The organism is Sphingomonas sp. M6A6_1c (assembly GCF_053345135.1).
The window spans coordinates 225,818-244,067 of record NZ_JBKEZO010000003.1 but is presented as its reverse complement, the minus strand read 5'-3'; the positions used below and the strand labels follow the sequence as shown (position 1 = coordinate 244,067).

20 protein-coding genes are annotated in these 18,250 nt (G+C 69.5%); 13 read left to right on the top strand and 7 right to left on the bottom strand.

Going from position 1 to position 18,250, the window contains the following annotated elements:
* Position 1 precedes the first annotated feature (1 nt).
* Both ACLBWH_RS07225 and ACLBWH_RS07220 read left to right on the top strand, forming a co-directional pair.
* On the top strand, positions 2-322 hold the full coding sequence (locus tag ACLBWH_RS07225) for a BrnT family toxin (RefSeq protein WP_416222393.1): 321 nt from the start codon (positions 2-4) through the stop codon (positions 320-322).
* The gene (locus ACLBWH_RS07220; RefSeq protein WP_447797836.1) at positions 315-605 is read left to right on the top strand and encodes a BrnA antitoxin family protein; all 291 of its coding nucleotides are present in this window, start codon (positions 315-317) and stop codon (positions 603-605) included. Before ACLBWH_RS07225 ends, ACLBWH_RS07220 begins: the two co-directional genes overlap by 8 nt.
* A gap of 42 nt (positions 606-647) precedes the next feature.
* Here ACLBWH_RS07220 and grpE read toward each other — a convergent pair whose 3' ends face one another.
* The 3 genes from grpE to ACLBWH_RS07205 form a co-directional block, all read right to left on the bottom strand.
* The gene (gene grpE, locus ACLBWH_RS07215) at positions 648-1,202 is read right to left on the bottom strand and encodes a nucleotide exchange factor GrpE (RefSeq protein WP_322848735.1); all 555 of its coding nucleotides are present in this window, start codon (positions 1,200-1,202) and stop codon (positions 648-650) included.
* Positions 1,203-1,218: 16 nt separating this feature from the next.
* Positions 1,219-2,259 carry a heat-inducible transcriptional repressor HrcA gene (hrcA, locus tag ACLBWH_RS07210; RefSeq protein WP_322848734.1) on the bottom strand — a complete coding sequence of 347 codons (1,041 nt, stop codon included), beginning with the start codon at positions 2,257-2,259 and terminating at the stop codon, positions 1,219-1,221.
* Positions 2,260-2,362: 103 nt separating this feature from the next.
* Positions 2,363-2,881: a DUF6438 domain-containing protein gene (locus tag ACLBWH_RS07205; RefSeq protein WP_447797834.1), complete on the bottom strand. Its 519-nt coding sequence runs from the start codon at positions 2,879-2,881 to the stop codon at positions 2,363-2,365.
* An 80-nt stretch (positions 2,882-2,961) separates the two neighbouring features.
* On the opposite strand from ACLBWH_RS07205, the gene rph reads away from it, so the two are divergent.
* The 3 genes from rph to ACLBWH_RS07190 are packed head-to-tail and all read left to right on the top strand — an operon-like array spanning position 2,962 to position 4,973.
* Complete coding sequence (rph, locus tag ACLBWH_RS07200) at positions 2,962-3,675, top strand: ribonuclease PH (RefSeq protein WP_322848732.1); 714 nt, start codon at positions 2,962-2,964, stop codon at positions 3,673-3,675.
* A complete protein-coding gene (rdgB, locus tag ACLBWH_RS07195; protein WP_447797832.1) occupies positions 3,672-4,298 on the top strand; it encodes an RdgB/HAM1 family non-canonical purine NTP pyrophosphatase in 627 nt (208 codons plus the stop codon). Before rph ends, rdgB begins: the two co-directional genes overlap by 4 nt.
* Positions 4,299-4,301: 3 nt before the next feature.
* On the top strand, positions 4,302-4,973 hold the full coding sequence (locus tag ACLBWH_RS07190) for a GNAT family N-acetyltransferase (protein WP_322848730.1): 672 nt from the start codon (positions 4,302-4,304) through the stop codon (positions 4,971-4,973).
* Between the two features lie 344 nt (positions 4,974-5,317).
* Here the strand turns inward: ACLBWH_RS07190 and ACLBWH_RS07185 are convergent, their stop codons facing one another.
* A complete protein-coding gene (locus ACLBWH_RS07185; RefSeq protein WP_447797830.1) occupies positions 5,318-5,887 on the bottom strand; it encodes a CAP domain-containing protein in 570 nt (189 codons plus the stop codon).
* Between the two features lie 12 nt (positions 5,888-5,899).
* Between ACLBWH_RS07185 and hemW the strand changes: the two genes are divergently transcribed.
* Entirely contained in the window at positions 5,900-7,048 is a 1,149-nt protein-coding gene (gene hemW, locus ACLBWH_RS07180) for a radical SAM family heme chaperone HemW (RefSeq protein ID WP_447797828.1), read from the top strand.
* A 30-nt stretch (positions 7,049-7,078) separates the two neighbouring features.
* On the opposite strand, the gene ACLBWH_RS07175 is transcribed toward hemW, so the two are convergent.
* Positions 7,079-8,266: a penicillin-binding protein activator gene (locus ACLBWH_RS07175; RefSeq protein ID WP_322849083.1), complete on the bottom strand. Its 1,188-nt coding sequence runs from the start codon at positions 8,264-8,266 to the stop codon at positions 7,079-7,081.
* A gap of 31 nt (positions 8,267-8,297) precedes the next feature.
* On the opposite strand from ACLBWH_RS07175, the gene rsmI reads away from it, so the two are divergent.
* A complete protein-coding gene (rsmI, locus tag ACLBWH_RS07170) occupies positions 8,298-9,152 on the top strand; it encodes a 16S rRNA (cytidine(1402)-2'-O)-methyltransferase (protein WP_447797826.1) in 855 nt (284 codons plus the stop codon).
* 89 nt (positions 9,153-9,241) lie between these two features.
* The gene (locus ACLBWH_RS07165; RefSeq protein ID WP_447797824.1) at positions 9,242-10,288 is read left to right on the top strand and encodes a CAP domain-containing protein; all 1,047 of its coding nucleotides are present in this window, start codon (positions 9,242-9,244) and stop codon (positions 10,286-10,288) included.
* 12 nt (positions 10,289-10,300) lie between these two features.
* Here the strand turns inward: ACLBWH_RS07165 and ACLBWH_RS07160 are convergent, their stop codons facing one another.
* Positions 10,301-11,248 (bottom strand): hypothetical protein, encoded by a 948-nt coding sequence (locus ACLBWH_RS07160; protein WP_447797823.1) that lies wholly within the window; start codon positions 11,246-11,248, stop codon positions 10,301-10,303.
* A 162-nt stretch (positions 11,249-11,410) separates the two neighbouring features.
* Between ACLBWH_RS07160 and ACLBWH_RS07155 the strand changes: the two genes are divergently transcribed.
* The 3 genes from ACLBWH_RS07155 to ACLBWH_RS07145 all read left to right on the top strand — a co-directional run bounded on the left by ACLBWH_RS07155 (position 11,411) and on the right by ACLBWH_RS07145 (position 13,468).
* Positions 11,411-11,791 carry a YraN family protein gene (locus ACLBWH_RS07155; protein ID WP_447797821.1) on the top strand — a complete coding sequence of 127 codons (381 nt, stop codon included), beginning with the start codon at positions 11,411-11,413 and terminating at the stop codon, positions 11,789-11,791.
* Positions 11,792-11,885: 94 nt separating this feature from the next.
* The gene (gene gshB / locus ACLBWH_RS07150) at positions 11,886-12,842 is read left to right on the top strand and encodes a glutathione synthase (RefSeq protein WP_322848723.1); all 957 of its coding nucleotides are present in this window, start codon (positions 11,886-11,888) and stop codon (positions 12,840-12,842) included.
* Between the two features lie 23 nt (positions 12,843-12,865).
* Positions 12,866-13,468 carry a DedA family protein gene (locus tag ACLBWH_RS07145; RefSeq protein ID WP_447797818.1) on the top strand — a complete coding sequence of 201 codons (603 nt, stop codon included), beginning with the start codon at positions 12,866-12,868 and terminating at the stop codon, positions 13,466-13,468.
* Positions 13,469-13,589: 121 nt separating this feature from the next.
* On the opposite strand, the gene ACLBWH_RS07140 is transcribed toward ACLBWH_RS07145, so the two are convergent.
* Positions 13,590-14,486, bottom strand: coding sequence for a tyrosine recombinase XerC (locus ACLBWH_RS07140; RefSeq protein ID WP_447797817.1), 897 nt, complete (start codon positions 14,484-14,486; stop codon positions 13,590-13,592).
* A gap of 76 nt (positions 14,487-14,562) precedes the next feature.
* On the opposite strand from ACLBWH_RS07140, the gene ACLBWH_RS07135 reads away from it, so the two are divergent.
* Together ACLBWH_RS07135 and ACLBWH_RS07130 are read left to right on the top strand one after the other, a co-directional pair.
* The gene (locus ACLBWH_RS07135) at positions 14,563-16,020 is read left to right on the top strand and encodes a diguanylate cyclase domain-containing protein (RefSeq protein WP_447797815.1); all 1,458 of its coding nucleotides are present in this window, start codon (positions 14,563-14,565) and stop codon (positions 16,018-16,020) included.
* 41 nt (positions 16,021-16,061) lie between these two features.
* Positions 16,062-18,233, top strand: a complete 2,172-nt coding sequence (locus ACLBWH_RS07130; protein ID WP_447797813.1) for a primosomal protein N' — start codon at positions 16,062-16,064, stop codon at positions 18,231-18,233.
* The last annotated feature ends 17 nt before the right edge of the window (positions 18,234-18,250 follow it).

The following is an 18,250-nucleotide window of genomic DNA, read 5'->3' as shown; positions in this document are numbered from 1 at the left end:
CGTGTCTCGCTTTTGGAAGACCGTCGGGTCGCAGACCGGTCATATCCGGTCGCTAGCCTCAATCCATGCCTATCGCCTTCGATCCCGACAAGGATGCGATCAACATCGCAAAACACGGCCTGTCGCTAGCCGAGTTACGACCGTTCGACTCGGACCGGTTGTACGCGTCGACGAGCGATTCGATTATGGGGAGCAGCGCTATCAGGCATTCGGCCGGAGCGACGGCAAGGCACATTGCCTCGTGTTCACCTTCACCGACATGGGCATTCGCGCTATAAGTTTTTGCCGCGCGCACGAGAAGGAGCTTCGCCGTTATGAATAGGCCGGACCCGACACCGCCCTTCGACGCCGATCCTGATTTCGACGACAATCCCGAATGGACCAAGGAGGATTTCGCAAAGGCGCGCCCCGCAAGCGAGGTACTGCCGCCCGAAATCGTCGCGATGCTGGTCCGCTCGGATACCGAATGGGAAGAGGTGACGCTGCATCTCGACCCTGACGTGATTGAAAAATTCCGCGCCACCGGCCCCGGCTGGGAGGCGCGCATCAACGCGGTGCTGCGCGACGCGGAGCCGTTCAACGACATCCAGTCGCACGCCGCGTAATCGGCGCGACCCCGGTTTAACCAACCGGAGCCGCCGCCCACCTCAATCCGGCTTCTTCGCCACGCCGACCAGCGCCGGGCGCAGCAGGCGATCCTTAAGCATATAGCCCGCCTGCATCTCTTGCACGATGGTGCCGGGTTCTGCGTCGCTCGGCACTTCCATCATCGCCTGGTGCTTGTTGGGGTCGAGCATCGCGCCCATCGCCTTGACCTTGGTGATGCCGTTGCGGGTGAACACGCTTTCCAACTCGCGGCCGGTCGCTTCCAGCCCGGTCACCAGCCCCTTCAGCCGCTCGTCGCCGCGCAGATCGGCCGGGATCGCCGACAGGCCGCGCGCCAGATTGTCGGCGACCGACAGGATGTCGCGCGCGAACGAGGTCGTCGCATAATTGCGCGCGTCCGACACTTCCTTCTCGGTACGGCGGCGGAGGTTCTGGATCTCGGCCTGAGCATACAGAGTCTGCTGCTTGGCGTCGGCGAGCTGGTTCTCGAGGTCGGCGATCCGCGCCGCCGCGCCGTCATGCTCCGCCACTTCGGGAGCGGCCTCCGCCGTCTCCTGGCGCAGTGCTTCCACGTCGATCTTGGTCTCTTCGGTCATGTAGGTCCCTGTAGTGTCAGCCCATCAATCGGGCGAGCGTTGCCGCCGTGAAATCCACCATGGGCACGACGCGCGCATAGTTCAACCGCGTCGGCCCGATCACGCCGACCACGCCGACCACCCGCCCGCCGGGTCCGCGGAACGGCCGCGCGATCACCGAAGACCCTGATAAAGCGAACAATTTGTTCTCCGCACCGATGAAGATGCGGGTCGCGTCGCCGGCACTTGCACTGTCGAGCAGATGCGCGATTTCCTGCTTGCCCTCGAGGTCGTCGAGCAGATCGCGCACCCGGTCGAGATCGGCCGCGGCGGCGGCGTCGATCAGCCGCCCCTGCCCGCGCACGATCAGCACCGGCCGCCGCGCGCCGTCCTCGCTCCATACGGCCAGCCCCGCCTCGACCAGCGCCCGCGCCGCGCCGTCGAGCGCCGCCTCGCCCTCCGCCATCTGCCGCCCGACGCGCGCGCGCGCCTCGGCGAGCGTCAGGCCGGACAGCGTCGCCGTCATGTAATTGCCCGCCTCGACCAATGCCGAGGGCGTCATCCCCGCGGGAAGCTGGATCACCCGGTTCTCGACCGATCCATCCTCGCTGACCAGCACCGCCATCGCCTGATCGGGCGACAGCGCGACGAATCCGATCGACCGCAGCGCCAGTTCGCGCTTGGGCACCATCACCAGCCCCGCGCAGGCGGACAGGCCCGACAATGCCGCGGTCGTCGCCGCCAGCGCCTCCTCGACCGGACCGCGATGCCCGGCGCGCGCCTCGATCGCCGCGCGTTCCTCGGCGGAGGGTTCGAGCGCCTGCATCATCCCGTCGACGAACAGGCGCAGCCCGCGTTCGGTCGGGATGCGGCCGGCGCTGGTATGCGGGCTGGCGAGCAGCCCCAGTTCCTCCAACTCCTGCATCACGCCGCGGATCGACGCCGGCGACAGGTTGAGTCCGGAGGCGATCGCGATCGTCTTCGACCCCACCGGCATGCCGTTCTCGACATAGCCGTCGACCACGGCACGGAAGATGTCGCGGGCGCGATCGGTGAGTTCGGTGACCGGTTGTGCCATACGCTTTATTTAGGCCGGATCGTAGCGACGCAACAGGCCTGCGCCGCCGTCTGCGCCGATACCGGCGATCCACCGCATGCGGATCGCCGGTGGAGGACGCGCCTCACGATGCCCCCGGCCGCTGCGGGGTGCCGATCAGGCCGGCGATCGGCAGCAGCGCCGCCGCGCCGCGCAGCGCCTCGCGCATCGCGGGATCGCCGCAGCCGTAATAGAAAGCGAGATGCTGGCGTCCGCCGCTCGCCTCGCTCCATGTCACGTCGACGCTGGGCAGGTCGGTCGGTGCGTTGCGGCAATCGGGCGTCCCGGGCTGATAGATCGTCTCGCTGCCATGCGGCCGATACGGTGCCAGTCTGGCGGCGAACAGGTGATAGGCGGCGGCCGACGCCTGGAAGGTGCGCGTTCCCGCGACGGTGGTGAACCGTTTGCCCTCGAACGTCCCCTTGCCGTCCGGCGCGATCGTCACGGCATAGACCGGGCAGGTACCGTGGCAGGCGCCGGTTTCGTAGCGGATCGTCTCGCTTTCCAACGCCACCGGCTTGCCGTCGCCGCGCGACGCGTCGATGACCACGCATCCCGACAGGCCGATCGCCGCCAATGCTACCCCCAAGACCGTGCCGCGCATGTCCTTCTCCCCTTGCTCACCACTGGCGTGTGCCAGCCGTGCCGTCTAGGGCTGCGCCATCGAACCTTGAGGAGAGTTGAATGCGCCCCAGCGGCCGCGCCCCCGACCAGATGCGGGCGATCACCATCGAACCGAACTTCACCCGCCACGCCGAAGGATCGGTGCTGGTCGGCTTCGGCGATACCAAGGTGCTCGTCACCGCCAGCCTGGAAGAGCGCGTGCCGCCGTTCCTGCGCGGCAAGGGTGAAGGCTGGGTGACCGCCGAATATGGCATGCTGCCCCGCGCCACCCACACCCGCGGCAGTCGCGAGGCCGCCAAGGGCAAGCAGTCGGGCCGTACCCAGGAGATCCAGCGTTTGATCGGCCGGTCGCTGCGCTCGGTGGTCGACATGAAGCTGCTCGGCGAGCGCCAGATCACGCTCGACTGCGACGTCATCCAGGCCGACGGCGGCACGCGCACCGCCGCCATCTCGGGCGCCTGGGTCGCGCTGCGCCTCGCGGTGAACACGCTGATGACCAGCGGCAAGCTGACCGTCGACCCGATCCGGCAGAAGGTCGCTGCGGTCAGCTGCGGCATCTATCAGGGCACGCCGGTGCTCGACCTCGACTATCTCGAGGATTCGGCGGCGGATGCCGACGGCAATTTCGTCTTGCTCGAAAACGGCAATATCGCCGAGGCGCAGGCGACCGCCGAACACGCCACCTATGACGAGGAAGCGCTGCTCCGCCTGCTCCGCCTCGCGCGGATCGGCTGCACCGAGATCTTCGCGGCGCAGGATCGCGCCGTCCAATGAGCGGCGAAGGCGATATCCCGCAGGCGATCCGCAAGCTGAAGCCCGGCCGGCTGGTCATCGCCAGCCACAATGCCGGCAAGGTGCGTGAGATCGCCGAACTGCTCGGGCCTCATGGCATCGCGCCCGTCTCGGCGGGCGAACTCGACCTGCCCGAGCCCGAGGAGACCGGCACCACCTTCGTGGCGAACGCCGAGCTGAAGGCGTTGCAGGCGGCCGATCTCTCCGGCCTGCCCGCGCTGGCCGACGACAGCGGCCTGTGCGTCGATGCGCTGGGCGGCGACCCCGGCATCTTCTCGGCGCGCTGGGCGGGGGAGTCGAAGGACTTCGACCTCGCGATGCGGCTGGTCGAAGATCGCCTCAACGAAGAGCCCGACCTGCCGCGCAGCGCGCATTTCGTCTGCGCGCTGGCGCTGGCCTGGCCCGACGGCCATGTCGAATGGTTCGAAGGCCGCGTCGACGGCACGTTGGTCTGGCCGCCGCGCGGCGCCAACGGCTTCGGCTATGACGCGATGTTCCTGCCCGAGGGCGGCACCGAGACGTTCGGCGAGATGGACGCCGCCGCCAAGCACGCGATCAGCCACCGTGCCGACGCGTTCCGCCAATTGGTCGCCGCGGTGCTCTAGGCGATGACGGGCGTCGATCCGGTCCTCGTGCGGGGCTGGCTCGCCGCCCGCTCGCTGTCGCGCGGCCTGCCGGCGCCGGTCGCCGACCATGGCGGCTGGCGCGTCGACACGGGCGGCGAGGTCGAACGCCGCCGTTACGTGTTTGCCGAGCCCGGCCCCGGCCTCACCGCCTTGCTCGCGACGATCGCCGAGCCGGGTGTCTTCGTAAAGCTCTGCGCCGATGCCGACACCTTCCGCACGCTGCTGCCTGCGCATTGGACGATCACCGACGCCAATTGCATGATGGTGCCGGACCAGCCCGTACCGATGCCGCCAATGGTACCGCCCGGCTACCGGCTGACGTCTCTCCGCGACGGCGGCGTCACGCACACGACGATCGCCGCACCGGATGGCGGACCCGCGGCGAGCGGCTATGCGGCGGAACTGGACGGCATCTTCGTCTACGACCGGATCGTCGTCGAGGAACCGCACCGCCGCCGCGGCTTGGGGAAAGCGCTGATGATGGCGCTCGGCGCGCAATGCACGCCGACATCACGCCAGGTGCTGACCGCCACCGCAATGGGCGCCGCGCTCTACGCGACGCTCGGCTGGCGGGTTTATGCGCCTTATACGACGGCGACGATCCTGATTCCTCCCCCGCAAGGGCAGGGCGATCGCATATGGCCCTCCCGGTAAGTCGTTCGCCCTCCAAATCCACTTCGTCACCCCGGCCTTGCGCCGGGGTCCCGCTTCTTTGGACGGCGCGAAGAAGCGGGATGCCGGATCAAGTCCGGCATGACGGGGATGGGAAAGCCGTTGCAACACCCCAATGGCCATATGCGATGGCCCTGCCCGCCAGGGAGCTTACGCTACGACGATGAATGTCGATCCCGCATAGGTCGGGGCGATATTCGGGGATTTGAAGACGACTCCTCCCCGCCAGAGGAGGAGACGGCATCATCGCACGCCGTTCTCCTCGCCGCGGCGTGGACCCCGGAACGAGTCCGGGGTGACGGGAGATGAGGGGCGCCCGGCGCCTCTCAATACGCCACCGTCCCCCAAACATTGCCCGGCGGCGAATAGCGGCACACGACGAAATCGTCCTTCGCATTGCTCGCGATCGCGCAGCCGACCTGCGTCGTCCCGCGCCAGACGATCTGCGTGTAATGGCCGACGTCCTCCCAGCGGCCGGTCCTGCTCGATTGCGGCACCGGCAGGTTCACGAAATCCTTCTTCTCCGCCACCCAATGGCCGACCATTTCGTCGAAGCGATACGCCCCGCGGGTGCCGGTCCACAGATTCTCGCCCTCGCGGTCCATTCCCATCGACTGCGGCGCATGTTCGAACCGGCCCGTCCGTGCCATCTCCTGCGCGTAGGCGAGCGCGGAGGCGGCGAGCGGCGCGCTCCACGTCAGCGGCGCGACGCCGACGTCGGCGCGGGCCCGATTCTGCCCCGACAGCATCGCCTCGCGCAGCAGCACCGAGCCGCGCGGCGCCGGCGCGGCGCTCGGCCGCGGCTCGACGATGCGCTCGGGCGCCTGCGTACAGCCGGCGACGAACATCAGCGCGGCGGCGAGCCATGAGTGGCGTTTCCCTGTCATTGCCGCCATATCGGCAGCATCATGATCCCCGACAAGACGCCGCTCGCGCTCTACGTCCATTGGCCGTTCTGCGTCTCGAAATGCCCCTATTGCGATTTCAACAGCCATGTCCGCGAATCGGTGGATCAGGACGCGTGGCGCGACGCCTTGCTCGCCGACCTCGCGCATGAGGCGCGCGCGCTGCCCGGCCGGACGCTCGGCTCGATCTTCTTCGGTGGCGGCACGCCGTCGCTGATGCCGCCCGCCACCGTCGCCGCGATCCTCGACGCGGCGCAGACGCATTGGCCGCCGACCGCCGATATCGAGATCACGCTGGAGGCCAATCCGTCGTCGGTCGAGGCGGCGCGCTTCGCAGATATCGCCGCGGCGGGGGTCAATCGCGTGTCGCTCGGGTTGCAATCGCTGGACGACGGCGCCTTGCGCTTCCTCGACCGCGCGCATGGCGTCGACGAGGGGCTGGCGGCGCTCGCCACCGCGCAGCGGCATTTCGCGCGGGTCAGCTTCGACCTGATCTACGCGCTCCCCGAGCAGAGCCTGCCCGCGTGGGAGGCTGAGCTCGCACGCGCGCTGTCGTTCGGCACCGAGCATCTCTCGCTCTACCAATTGACGATCGAGCCCGGCACGCGCTTCGCCACCGAGGCCGCCAGGGGTCGCCTCGTCATCCCCGACGGCGACGCCGCCGCCGATCTGTTCGAGGTGACGCGTGCGCTCACCGATGCGGCGGGCCTGCCGGCCTATGAGACCTCGAACCACGCGCGGCGTGGTGCGGAGAGTCGCCACAATCTCACTTATTGGCGCTACCGCGATTATGCCGGCATCGGCCCGGGCGCGCACGGCCGCCGCGACAGATTGGCGACGCAGCGCCACAAGAAGCCGGAGAATTGGCTATCCGCCGTCGCCCGCAACGGCCACGGCCTGCAGATCGAGGAGCCGCTCGTCCCGCACGATCGCGCCAGCGAGGCGCTGGTGATGGGCCTGCGCCTGCGCGAGGGCATCGACCTGACGCATGTCGCAACGCTCGCCGGCGGTATCGCGCCGATCGACTGGGCCGCGGTGGAGCGGCTGGAGGCACAAGGCCTGCTCGCGCGCGATCCCGGCCGGCTGCGCGTGACGGAGGCGGGCACGCTGCTGCTCGACGCGATCCTGCCGCTGGTGGTCAAGGACGCCTAAGTCCTCCCCATTGCGGGGGAGGAATGGGGTTCAGCGGCCGAACCCGGCCGGTGCCGGCGATACCGTCACCGTGGCGCCGTTCTGGATTTCCTGCACCTCGAGCGCCCGCTCGGCGATGCCGTCGCGCCCGAAGCGGAACGCGCCGTCGATCCCCGCAAAGCCATCCGCATCGCGCAACCGCGCCTCCGGGAACGGCCGCCCCACCGGCCAGTCGCGCGAGATGCGCACCGTCAGCAGCACCGCGTCATAGCCGAGGCTCGACAGCCGGTACGGTGCCGCATTGTAGCGCGCGCGATATTTGGTCGCATATTGCCGGTAGAGCGTATTGCCGACGCTGGCGAACCACGCGCCGTTGAGCGCCGGCTTGGTGGCGAGGCTGGTCTCCGAATTCCACAATTCGGTGCCGAGCAGCCGCGTCGATGCGCCGCTGCCGCGCTTGACCAATGGCGCCGCCACCGCCGCGCTCGATCCGGCATCCGCGATCAGCACCGCACCGTAGGGCGCCTTGGCATTGAGCCGCGTCACCGCGCCGGCGATGCCGCCGGCCACCCGGCCATAGGTCTGCAACGAGACGACCGAGCCGCCCGCCCCCTCGACCGAGCGCAGGAACGCAGTCGAGGCGCGCTCGCCGTACAGGCCGTTGGGGATCAGCCCGGCGAAGCTCGTCACGCCGCGGCTGGTGGCATATTGCACCACGCGGTCGATCGACTGCGCCGGCGCATAGCCCATCAGATAGGTGCCGTTGCCCGCCACCGACACGTCGTTGGAGAAGCTCAGCACCGGCACCCCCGCCGCCTTGGCGATCGGCGCCACCGCGCGCACGTCGTCGGACAGCAATGGCCCGAGGATCAGCTGCGCACCCTCGGCGATGGCATGCTGCGCCGCCGCCGCGGCACCGGTCGCGGTGTCGTAATTGGTGATCCGCACCTTGTCGGTGCCGGTGTCGAGCACCGCCAGCATCGTCGCATTGGCGATCGAGCGGCCGACCCCGGCATTGCTCCCCGACAGCGGCACCAGCAGCGCGACGCGATTGCGCGCGGTATCGCGCGGCAGCCCGGCCTCGACCGGCTCGGGCCGGTTCGCCGCGGGACGCGGCGCCCGCTCCGGCGCGGTCACCGGCGCGCGCGGCACCACCGTCGAACAGGCGGCGAGCATCGCCGCCGCGGCCAGCGCGATGCCGCGCCGCAACCACGGCCGTCGCGGTTCCGGCTGTCGCATCCCCGGCTGTGCAAGTGTCGATGCCTCTGCCATGACGTCCCCTGTGGCCATATCCGAACCTTTAGAAGCCGGGCTCTACATCGTCGCGACGCCAATCGGCAATCTTGCTGACCTGTCGCCGCGTGCCGCCGACATATTGACCCGCGCCGACGTGATAGCGGTGGAGGACAGCCGCGTCACCGCCGGCCTGCTCCGCCATATCGGCATCAAGCGCCCGATGCTCCCCTATCACGACCACAATGCCGAGGGGATGCGCCCCGGCCTGATCGCGCGCATGGCGAGCGAGGCGGTCGCGCTCGTCTCCGACGCGGGCACGCCGCTGATCTCCGATCCCGGCTACAAGCTCGTCCGCGACGCGCGCGCCGCCGGCCATCATATCGTCACCATCCCCGGACCCTGCGCCGCGGTCGCCGCGCTGACGCTCGCGGGCCTGCCGACCGATCGTTTCCTGTTCGCCGGCTTCCTGCCCAGCAAGGCGCATGCGCGGGCGGTGGCGATCGACGAGATCGCCGCGATCCGCGCCACGCTCGTCCTCTACGAATCCGGCCCGCGCCTGTCCGCCTGCCTCGCCGCGCTGGCCGAGGGGCTGGGCGACCGCGACGCCGCGGTGACGCGCGAGATCACCAAACGCTACGAGGAAGCGGTCACCGGCACGCTCACCCATCTCGCCGCGCGCTACGCCGATGCGCCGCCGAAGGGCGAGATCGTGATCGTCGTCGCGCCGCCCGGCGAGGCGCCGCCGCCCGATTCGCAGGACGCCGACGCCGCATTGGTCGAGGCGCTGACCCGCCTGCCCGTCGCCAAGGCCGCCGGCGAGGTGGCCAAGGCGTTCGGTCTGGATCGCAAGGCGCTCTACGCACGCGCGCTGGAACTGAAGGGCGAATAGCGCCACGGCGCGCCGACCCGTGCCGGCAGGACGGTAAATAGCGCCGTCGTTCAACAACTTGTCAACGAGTCCGCGGTTATGGTCGGCGCATGCAGATGTGGAAGACCGGCGTCACCTCGGCGCTCCTGATGGCCCTGGCGGGATGCGGCGGCGGCGACGGCAGCAGCGGCGGTTCGGCCGCGGTGCCCGTGGTCAGCGCGCCGGCGCCGACCCCCACGGCGACGCCCGCACCCAGCCCCACGCCGACGCCGGCACCATCACCGACCCCGACGCCCGCTCCGACGACCTGGGCAGGTGCCGCCGCCGCGCTCTACGACGTCCAGCCGGATGCCGCGACCTGCCGACCCGGCACGCTCAAGGCGAGCGTCAAGGCCGACTTCCTCGCCAAGCTCAACGCGATCCGCGCGCTGCACCAGCTCCCCGCGGTCACCTATTCGGAGGCCGAGGACGCGCAGGAGGCCGATTCGTCGCTGATGATGGCGGTCAACAAACAGCTCAGCCACACGCCGCCGACGAGCTGGACCTGCTATACCGCGAGCGGCGCCACCGCTGCCGGCGCGAGCAACCTGATCGGCGGCTGGGGCACCGGCCTCGGCTTCGACAGCGAGGACAGCTATCTCGGCCTGTGGCTGACCGAGGGCGGCAGCGCCTCGATCGGCCACCGCCGCTGGATCCTCAACCCGTTCCTCGGCAAGACCTCCTACGGGCGCGTCGCGGTCGTCCTGCCCGACGGCAGCCGCGCCAGCGCCGCCTCGATGCGCGTCTTCAACTTCGCCGGCGGCGTCACCGCACCGGCCGGCCTGCCCGCCTATGTCGCCTATCCGTCGGGCGACTATCCGGCGCGCTATTTCACGCTGTCGAGCTATCTGTCCTTCAGCGTGGTCGCGGGGACGACGAGCACGTTCGGCGCCAATGCCAACGTCCGCTACGATCGCGCGACGATCACCGTCACCGGCCCCGGCGGCGCGCTCGCCGTATCGGACGTGACCAGCGACAACGAAGGCTACGGCCTCGCCAACAACGTGCAATGGCGCGTCGCCGGCTTGCAGGCGGGCGTCAGCTATACGGTGACCATCACCGGCATCACCGGCGCACCCCGCACCGATTACAGCTACACCTTCCGCGTCGTGAGTTAGGCGGCGCTGGCATTACCTGCCGGTCGCGACTCCGCGGTCGGGCGCATCGGTGCTGACGCCGAGGATGGCCTCCAGCGGATTGTGTATGGCGTTGACACCCAGCACATGGAGCAGGTCGCCGACCGCCTTGTCCTCGTAAAGCTCCCCGGCAAGGCAGCCGGGAAAGCGCAGATAATGCGCCGCCAGCTTTTCGATCGCGGCCTTGGAGAGAAAGTACAGTGCGCCGCGCGCCCACGGCGCGACGAACGGCTTGGCGTAGAGCGGCGCCACGGCCGAGGCGCATTTGCCCTGATGCCAGGCCCGGTCGTAATGAAGCGACGACAGGGTCAGCCCCATATAATTCACGCCGGAAAACGCCGCGCGCACCGCGTCGATATCGCGCGTCGCCTGCGGGACGACCTGCAGATCGTCGTCGATCTTGATCACGCCGTGGCGCGCGCCGAGCGCCTCCAGAAACACCCAGGTCTCGAAGATCTTGTATGGCAGCGCTTCATAGACGTCGCTGACCGGCAGCCGGAGGATCGAACGGGCTTCATCGAAGCCGAGATCGTTCCCGCCCGTGACGATGACCGGCCGTATGCCAAAATAGCGGTCGGCCAGATCGCCTGCGGCGCGCGCGACAGTGGACAAATACTTTTCGCACGAGATGATGACCGGCAGCGGCAGCGATCGGTGTTCGCACGCCGATACCCAGTCGATCAACGCCGGCATGTCGCGAATCGCGCGCTGCCGCGTAATCTCGCGATAGGCATTCAGCACCTGCGTAGCGTTTTCAGCATTGGGCGAGGCTTTCAGCGCGATACGCAACAGGGTCTGCGCCACCGTATTCGGATCGTCCGCCCATTGTTCGAAGAACACCATCAGGCTGAGCCGGCTTATCTCGCCGGAACTCAGTCGTCGCCCGATCTGCCGGTTCAGCTCGTCGATGAGTTCGCGTTCCAGTGCATCGGTGGCGAGCATCACATTACTCTCTGTTCGGATATGCCGGCGGGTCCGTCGCATCGGCCGGCCGGCGATGTCGTGATGTCATTATAGGCGGATGCAGGCGGCGCCCTCGCCGTGCCGGCCAACCGCACGACCCGCGGGCTTGCGTGCCACGGGTGGTTGCGGCAGCCTGACGGCATGCGTCCCCCTCGCCGTGCCTCCACCACCGAGCGTCGTACTGCGGAGGCGGCGGGACGTCGTGGCGAGCGGCTGGCCGGCTGGTGGTTGCGGCTCAAGGGCTGGACGGTGCTCGATCGCCGCGTCCGCACGCCGGCGGGCGAAGTCGACCTCGTCGCGCGCAAGGGCAGCCTGATCGCCTTCGTCGAGGTCAAGATGCGCCGGACCGCCGCCGAACTCGACTTCGCGATCGACGAACGGCGCCTTGCCCGCGTCGCGGCGGCCGCCGAGCTGCTGATGCCGCGCTATGCCGTTCCCGGCGACGACATCCGCATCGACGTGATCCTGCTCGCTCCCGGCACCCGGCCGCGGCATATCGAGAATGCGTGGATCGGCGGCTGACGTTCAGGAATAACGCGCGAGTTGCGAAGCGGGTGACATTCCCCCCACGCCACCCTAAGTCCCGCCCCCAGACCAACAGCCCGCGAGTGTCCCGATGTCCCTCACCGTCGCCGTCCAGATGGACCCGCTCGACAGTATCAACATCGCGGGCGATTCGACTTTCGCGCTGATGCTCGCCGGGCAGAAGCGCGGCCACCGGCTGTTCCATTATGACGCCGGGGATCTCAATTATCGCGACGGCCGCGTCTGGGCGAAGGCGCATCCCGTCACCGTGCAGCGGGTCGAGGGCGATCATTTCCGGTTCGACGCGCCGGTCAGCCTCGACCTCGGTGAGGAGGCGGATGTCGTGCTGATGCGGCAGGATCCGCCGTTCGACCTCGGCTATATCACCGCGACGCATCTGCTCGAGCGGATCGCCGACCGGACGCTGGTGGTCAACGACCCGGTCAGCGTCCGCAACGCGCCCGAAAAAGTGTTCGTGCTCGATTATGCGCGTTTCATGCCGCCGACGCTGATCACCCGCAGCCTCGACGAGGCGCGCGCCTTCCTCGCCGAACATGGCGAGATCGTCGTCAAGCCGCTCCACGGCAACGGCGGCAAGGCGATCTTCAAGGTCGGCAGCGATGGCGCCAACCTGTCCGCGCTGATCGAGGTGTTCAACCAGACGTGGCGCGAACCGCATATGATCCAGGCGTTCCTGCCGGCGGTGGCGAAGGGCGACAAGCGTATCGTGCTGGTCGACGGCGTGGTGGCGGGGGCGATCAACCGGCTGCCCGGCGAGGGCGAGATCCGCTCCAACCTCGCGGTCGGCGGTTCGGCGGTGAAGACCGAGCTGACCGACCGCGAGCGCGAGATCTGCGACGCGCTGGGCCCCGAGCTGAAGCGCCGCGGCCTGATCTTCGTCGGCATCGACGTGATCGGCGGCGAATGGCTGACCGAGATCAACGTGACCTCGCCGACCGGCATCGTCGCGATCGAACGGTTCGACGGCACCGACGTCGCCGGCCTGATCTGGGATGCGATCGAGCGCAGGGTGGCGGAACGCGGCTGACCCCCGCGCCGTTACCCACCGGCATGACGGAGCTTATCCTCAACGGCATCGCCTGGGGCGGCTATATCGGCATCTTCCTGCTGATGGCGCTGGAGAATATCATCCCGCCGATCCCGTCGGAGGTGATCATGGGCCTCGGCGGGATGGCGGTCGCGCGCGGCGACATGGCGATGGTGCCGCTGGTGCTATGGGGCACCGCGGGCACGACCGCGGGCAATTACGTCTGGTATTATATCGGCCGCCACGTCGGCTACACACGCTTCCGCCCCTTCGTCGAGCGGCACGGCCGCTGGCTGACGATGGAATGGGAGGATGTCGAGGCGCTGCACCGCTTCTTCGTGCGTCGCGGCGGCTGGGTGGTGTTCGTGTTCCGCTTCATGCCGACCTTCCGGACGATCATCTCGCTGCCGGCGGGGATCACCTGCATGCCGGTGTGGCGGTTCCTCGTCTGGACCTTCGCGGGCAGCCTGATCTGGAACAGCATCCTTGCCGGCGCGGGCCTCTACCTCGGTGCGCGCTTCGCCGAGCTGGACCATTATGTCGGGCCGCTGGCGGTGGCGATCATGGTGCTGATCGTGCTGGGCTATATCTGGCGCGTGGCGACGTGGAAGCCGCGGGAGCGGTGACGTCGGCTGACGGAGGGGGCGGAAAGGGTGGAAGCCCTGCGATGCTCCCGCCCTGTCCTCCCCCTCCACCACCACGCTGCGCGTGGCGGTCCCCCTCCCCCTGGCGGGGGAGGAATTATCCTTACCCATGCGGGTGGGCGTTGCGGTAGACGTCGAGCAGATGCGCCGCGTCGACCGCGGTATAGACCTGCGTCGAACTCAGGCTGGCATGGCCCAGCAACTCCTGCAGCGCGCGCAGGTCCGCGCCCCGGCCGAGCAGATGCGTCGCGAAACTGTGCCGTAGCGCGTGCGGCGTCGTCCGCTCGCCGAGCCCCAATTGCCCCCGGGCGCGCTGCACCGCCTTGCGGACCATGCCGGGAGACAGCGGCCCGCCCTTGGCGCCGCGGAACAAAGGTGCCGCCGGATCGAGCACCCACGGCTGCTGCGCCGCATAAGTCTCGATCGCGTCGCGGACCCGCGCCAGCAGCGGCACGATCCGCGTCTTGTCGCGCTTGCCGGTCACCGCCAGCGTCTCGCCGAGCGGCAGCACCGCCGCCGGCAAGGCGATCGCCTCGCCGATGCGCAGCCCGGCACCGTAGAGCAGCAGCAGCACCGCCCAATCGCGCGCGCCGATCCACGGCTCGACCGCCGCATCCGCCACCGCGCCGGCGAGCGCCAGCGCCTCGTCGGGCGACACCGGCCGCGGCACCCCGACCTTCACCCGCGGTCCGCGCAGCCGCGGCACGTCGCCATCGGGCACGACGAAGGCGAGGAAGCCGCGCACCGCCGACAGCTCGCGCGCGGCCGAGGCGTTGCCCAGCCCTTCCGCGCGGCGCGCGGCGAGGAAGGCGCGCAGGTCCGCCGCCGTCACCCGCGCCAACGCCGCCGCATCGACGCGCTCGCCCCAATGCACCTGGAGGAAGGCGGTCAGCCGCTCGGCGGTCGCCTGATAGGCGCGCACGGTATGCGCCGACCGCCGCCGGTCGCGCGCGAGATGCGCGGCCCAGCGAACCGATGGAGGCGGCTCGGCAGCGCTCATCGCCGGGCCGCCGCGGCGCGCGCATCCAGGGTCAAGAAGAACATTTTAACTGTTTTGGGACAACACCATAGCGGCCATGAATGATCATCCGTCGTCATCCCATCCCTCCTATGACGAAACCGGCCGGCTCGCCGCGTTGCATGCGCTGGCGCTGCTCGACAGCGAACCCGAGAAGGAATTCGACGCGCTCGTCGCACTGGCGGCGGAGCTGCTCGGCTGCCCGATCGCGCTGCTCACGCTGATCGACCAAAAACGGCTGTGGATCAAGGCGAGCACGGTGCCCGGCGCGCGCGAGCTCGATCGCGACGTCGCCTTCTGCGATCGCACGATCCGGCAGGACCGGCCGCTGATCGTCGACGATCTCACCCAGGATACGCGGTTCGACAGCTTTCCGCTGGTCACCGACGCCGGCATGCGATTCTATGCCGGGACCGCGATCCACGTCGCCGACGGCGCCGGCGTCCGCCAGCCGATCGGCACGCTCTGCGTCCTCGACACCAGCCCGCGTTCGCTCAACGCCGCCGGCCATGCCGCCTTGCAGCACCTCGCCAGCCTCGCCGAGGCGCTGATCGCGGCGCGGCGCACCGCGATCGAGGCGATCCGCATCGCCACCACCGGCGAGGAGCTGGTCCGCCGGCTGGCGCGCAAGGAGCGCATCTTCCGCCAGGCGGAGCGGATCGCGATGATCGGGTCGTGGCGCATGTCGGTCGCCGATTCGGCGCTGGAATGGTCGGAGAACGTGTTCCGCATCCACGGCCTGCCGGTCGGTGCGGTCCCGCCGCTCGACAACGCGCTCGATTTCTACCCGCCGCACGCCCGCATGATGGTCGCCGACACGATCCGCCGGACGCTGGAGACGGGCGAGCCGTTCGAATTCGACACCGACCTGATCACCGCCGACGGCCACCGCCGCCGGGTCCGCGCCGCCGCCGAGGTCGAGGCATGCGACGGCATCGTCCAGGCGCTGGTCGGCGTGTTCCAGGACATCACCGGGCAGCACGAGCTGGAGACGCGGCTGCGCCACTCCGCCGATACCGACGCGCTGACCGGCATTCCCAATCGCGCCGCGTTCGACCGTGAATTGGATCATGCGATGCGGCGGGCGCGGGTCGACGGATCGCCGTTGATGCTGGCGCTGATCGATCTCGACGGCTTCAAGGACATCAACGACGCGCTCGGCCATGGCGTCGGCGACGACGTGCTGCGGCTGACCGGTGCGGCGCTGACCGAACCGTGGCTGCGAGACTGCTTCACCGCGCGGATCGGCGGCGACGAATTCGCGGTGGTGATCACCGATCCGGCGATGATCGCCGATCCCGATCGGCTGCGCGACCGGCTCGAGGCGGCGTTGCACATCCCGGTCGAGAGCGGCGGCATCACGATGACCAGCGCCGGATCGGTCGGGCTCGCGCTGTTCGACGCCGATTGCCACTCGCTGCGCGATTTCGCCCGCCGCGCCGACGTCGTCCTCTATGCGGCGAAACGCGCCCGCGTCGGCCAGGCGCAGCGCGCGAACGTCCGCAAGGCCGCTTAACGCTTTCCGACGAGTCGCCGAGCCCCCATATGGGCTCGGCCATGTCCTCGCGTGCCCGCGTCCTCGTCCTCAACTCCGCGCTCGGCCCGCTCGATTATCGCGTGCCGGCGGGCATGGCGGTCGAGCCCGGGTCGGTCGTCATCGCGCCCCTGGGGCCGCGCCAATTGCTCGGCGTTGTCTGGGAGCCCGAGCGGCTGCCCTCGGATACGGAGGTCGGCGACAACCGGTTGCGACCGCTGCTCGGCACGGTCGACGTGCCGCCGCTCGCCGCGCCGCTGCGCCGGCTGGTGGAGTGGACAGCGGATTATTATCTCGCGCCGCCCGCCGCGGTGGTGCGGATGGCGCTCGCCTCGACCTCGGCGCTGGAGGGCAAGCGGACCGCGACCGAATATCGCGTCACCGGTCACGTCCCGCCGCGCCTCACCCCGCAGCGCGAACAGGCGCTGGAGCGGATCGGCGACCGCCAGGGCCTGATCCGCGAGCTGGCGACGATGGCCGACGTCTCCGACGCGGTGATCCGCGGGCTCGTCAAGACCGGTGCGATCGAGGCGGTCGAGGTGGCGATCGACAGCCCCTATCCGCATCCCGATCCCGATTTCGGCCCGCCGGCGCTGGCCGGCGAACAACAGGCCGCCGCCGCGACGCTGGTCGCGGGCGTCGCCGCGCATGACTTCCGCCCCACTTTGCTCGACGGCGTCACCGGCTCGGGCAAGACCGAGGTCTATTTCGAGGCGGTCGCCGAGGCGATCCGGCAGGGCCGGCAATGCCTCGTCCTGCTGCCCGAGATCGCGCTGACCGAGCCGTTCCTCAAGCGCTTCCACGACCGCTTCGGCTGCGAGCCGGTGGCGTGGCATTCCGGGCTGCGCTCGACGCAGCGGCGCCGCGCGTGGCGGGCGATCGCGACGGGCGAGGCGCTGGTGACGGTCGGCGCGCGCTCGGCGCTGTTCCTGCCCTATCGCAACCTCGGCCTGATCGTCGTCGACGAGGCGCATGAGACGAGCTTCAAGCAGGAAGAGGGCGTCCATTACCACGCGCGCGACGTCGCGGTGATGCGCGGCAAGTTCGAAGGCTGCCCGGTGATCCTCGCCAGCGCGACCCCGGCGATCGAGACGCGCCAGCAGGTCGCGCTCGGCCGCTATGCCGAACTCAAGCTGCCCGGCCGCTACGGCGCCGCGGAGATGCCGACGATCGAGGCGATCGACCTGATCCAGCAGCCGCCCGAGCGCGGCCGCTGGCTCGCGCCCAAGCTCGTCGCCGCGCTGGAGGAGACGCTCGCCAAGGGGGAACAGTCGCTGCTGTTCCTCAACCGCCGCGGCTATGCGCCGCTGACGCTGTGCCGCACCTGCGGGCATCGCTTCCAATGCCCCAATTGCACCGCCTGGATGGTCGAGCATCGGCTGACGCGGCGGCTCGCCTGCCATCATTGCGGCCATGTCCTGCCGACGCCGCGCGCCTGCCCCGAGTGCAAGGAGGAGGACAGCCTCGTCGCCTGCGGCCCCGGCGTCGAGCGGATCGCCGACGAGGTCACCGCGCTGTTCCCCGAGGCGAAGACCGCGGTCGTCACCTCCGACACGATCTGGTCGCCGGCCAAGGCGGCGGAGTTCGTCGGGCGGATGGAGGCGGGCGACATCGATATCGTCGTCGGCACGCAATTGGTCACCAAGGGCTATCACTTCCCCAATCTGACGTTGGTCGGCGTGGTCGATGCCGACCTGGGGCTGGAGGGCGGCGACCTGCGCGCCGCCGAGCGTACCTTCCAGCAGATCCGGCAGGTGTCGGGGCGCGCCGGGCGCGGCGCCAAGCCCGGCCATGTGTTCATCCAGACGCACAGCCCCAAGGCGCAGGTGATGCAGGCGCTGATCACCGGCGACGCGGACGCCTTCTACGAGGCGGAGACCGAGGCGCGCCGCGACGCCGGGGCGCCGCCGTTCGGCCGCTATGCCGCGATCGTCGTCTCGTCGGAGGAACAGGCCTGCGCCAACGAGATCGCGCGGCTGGTCGCGCGCTCGGCGCCGCAGGTCGAGGGGATGGCGGTCTATGGCCCCGCCCCCGCGCCGCTGGCGATGCTGCGCGGGCGGCATCGCTACCGCCTGCTCGTCCATGCCCGCCGCGCACTCGACGTGCAGGACGTGATCCGCGATTGGCTCGGCGCGCTCGACTGGCCGGCGAAAGCGCGCGTGACGGTGGACGTCGATCCGTATAACTTCCTCTAGCAGACCAATACAGGTCC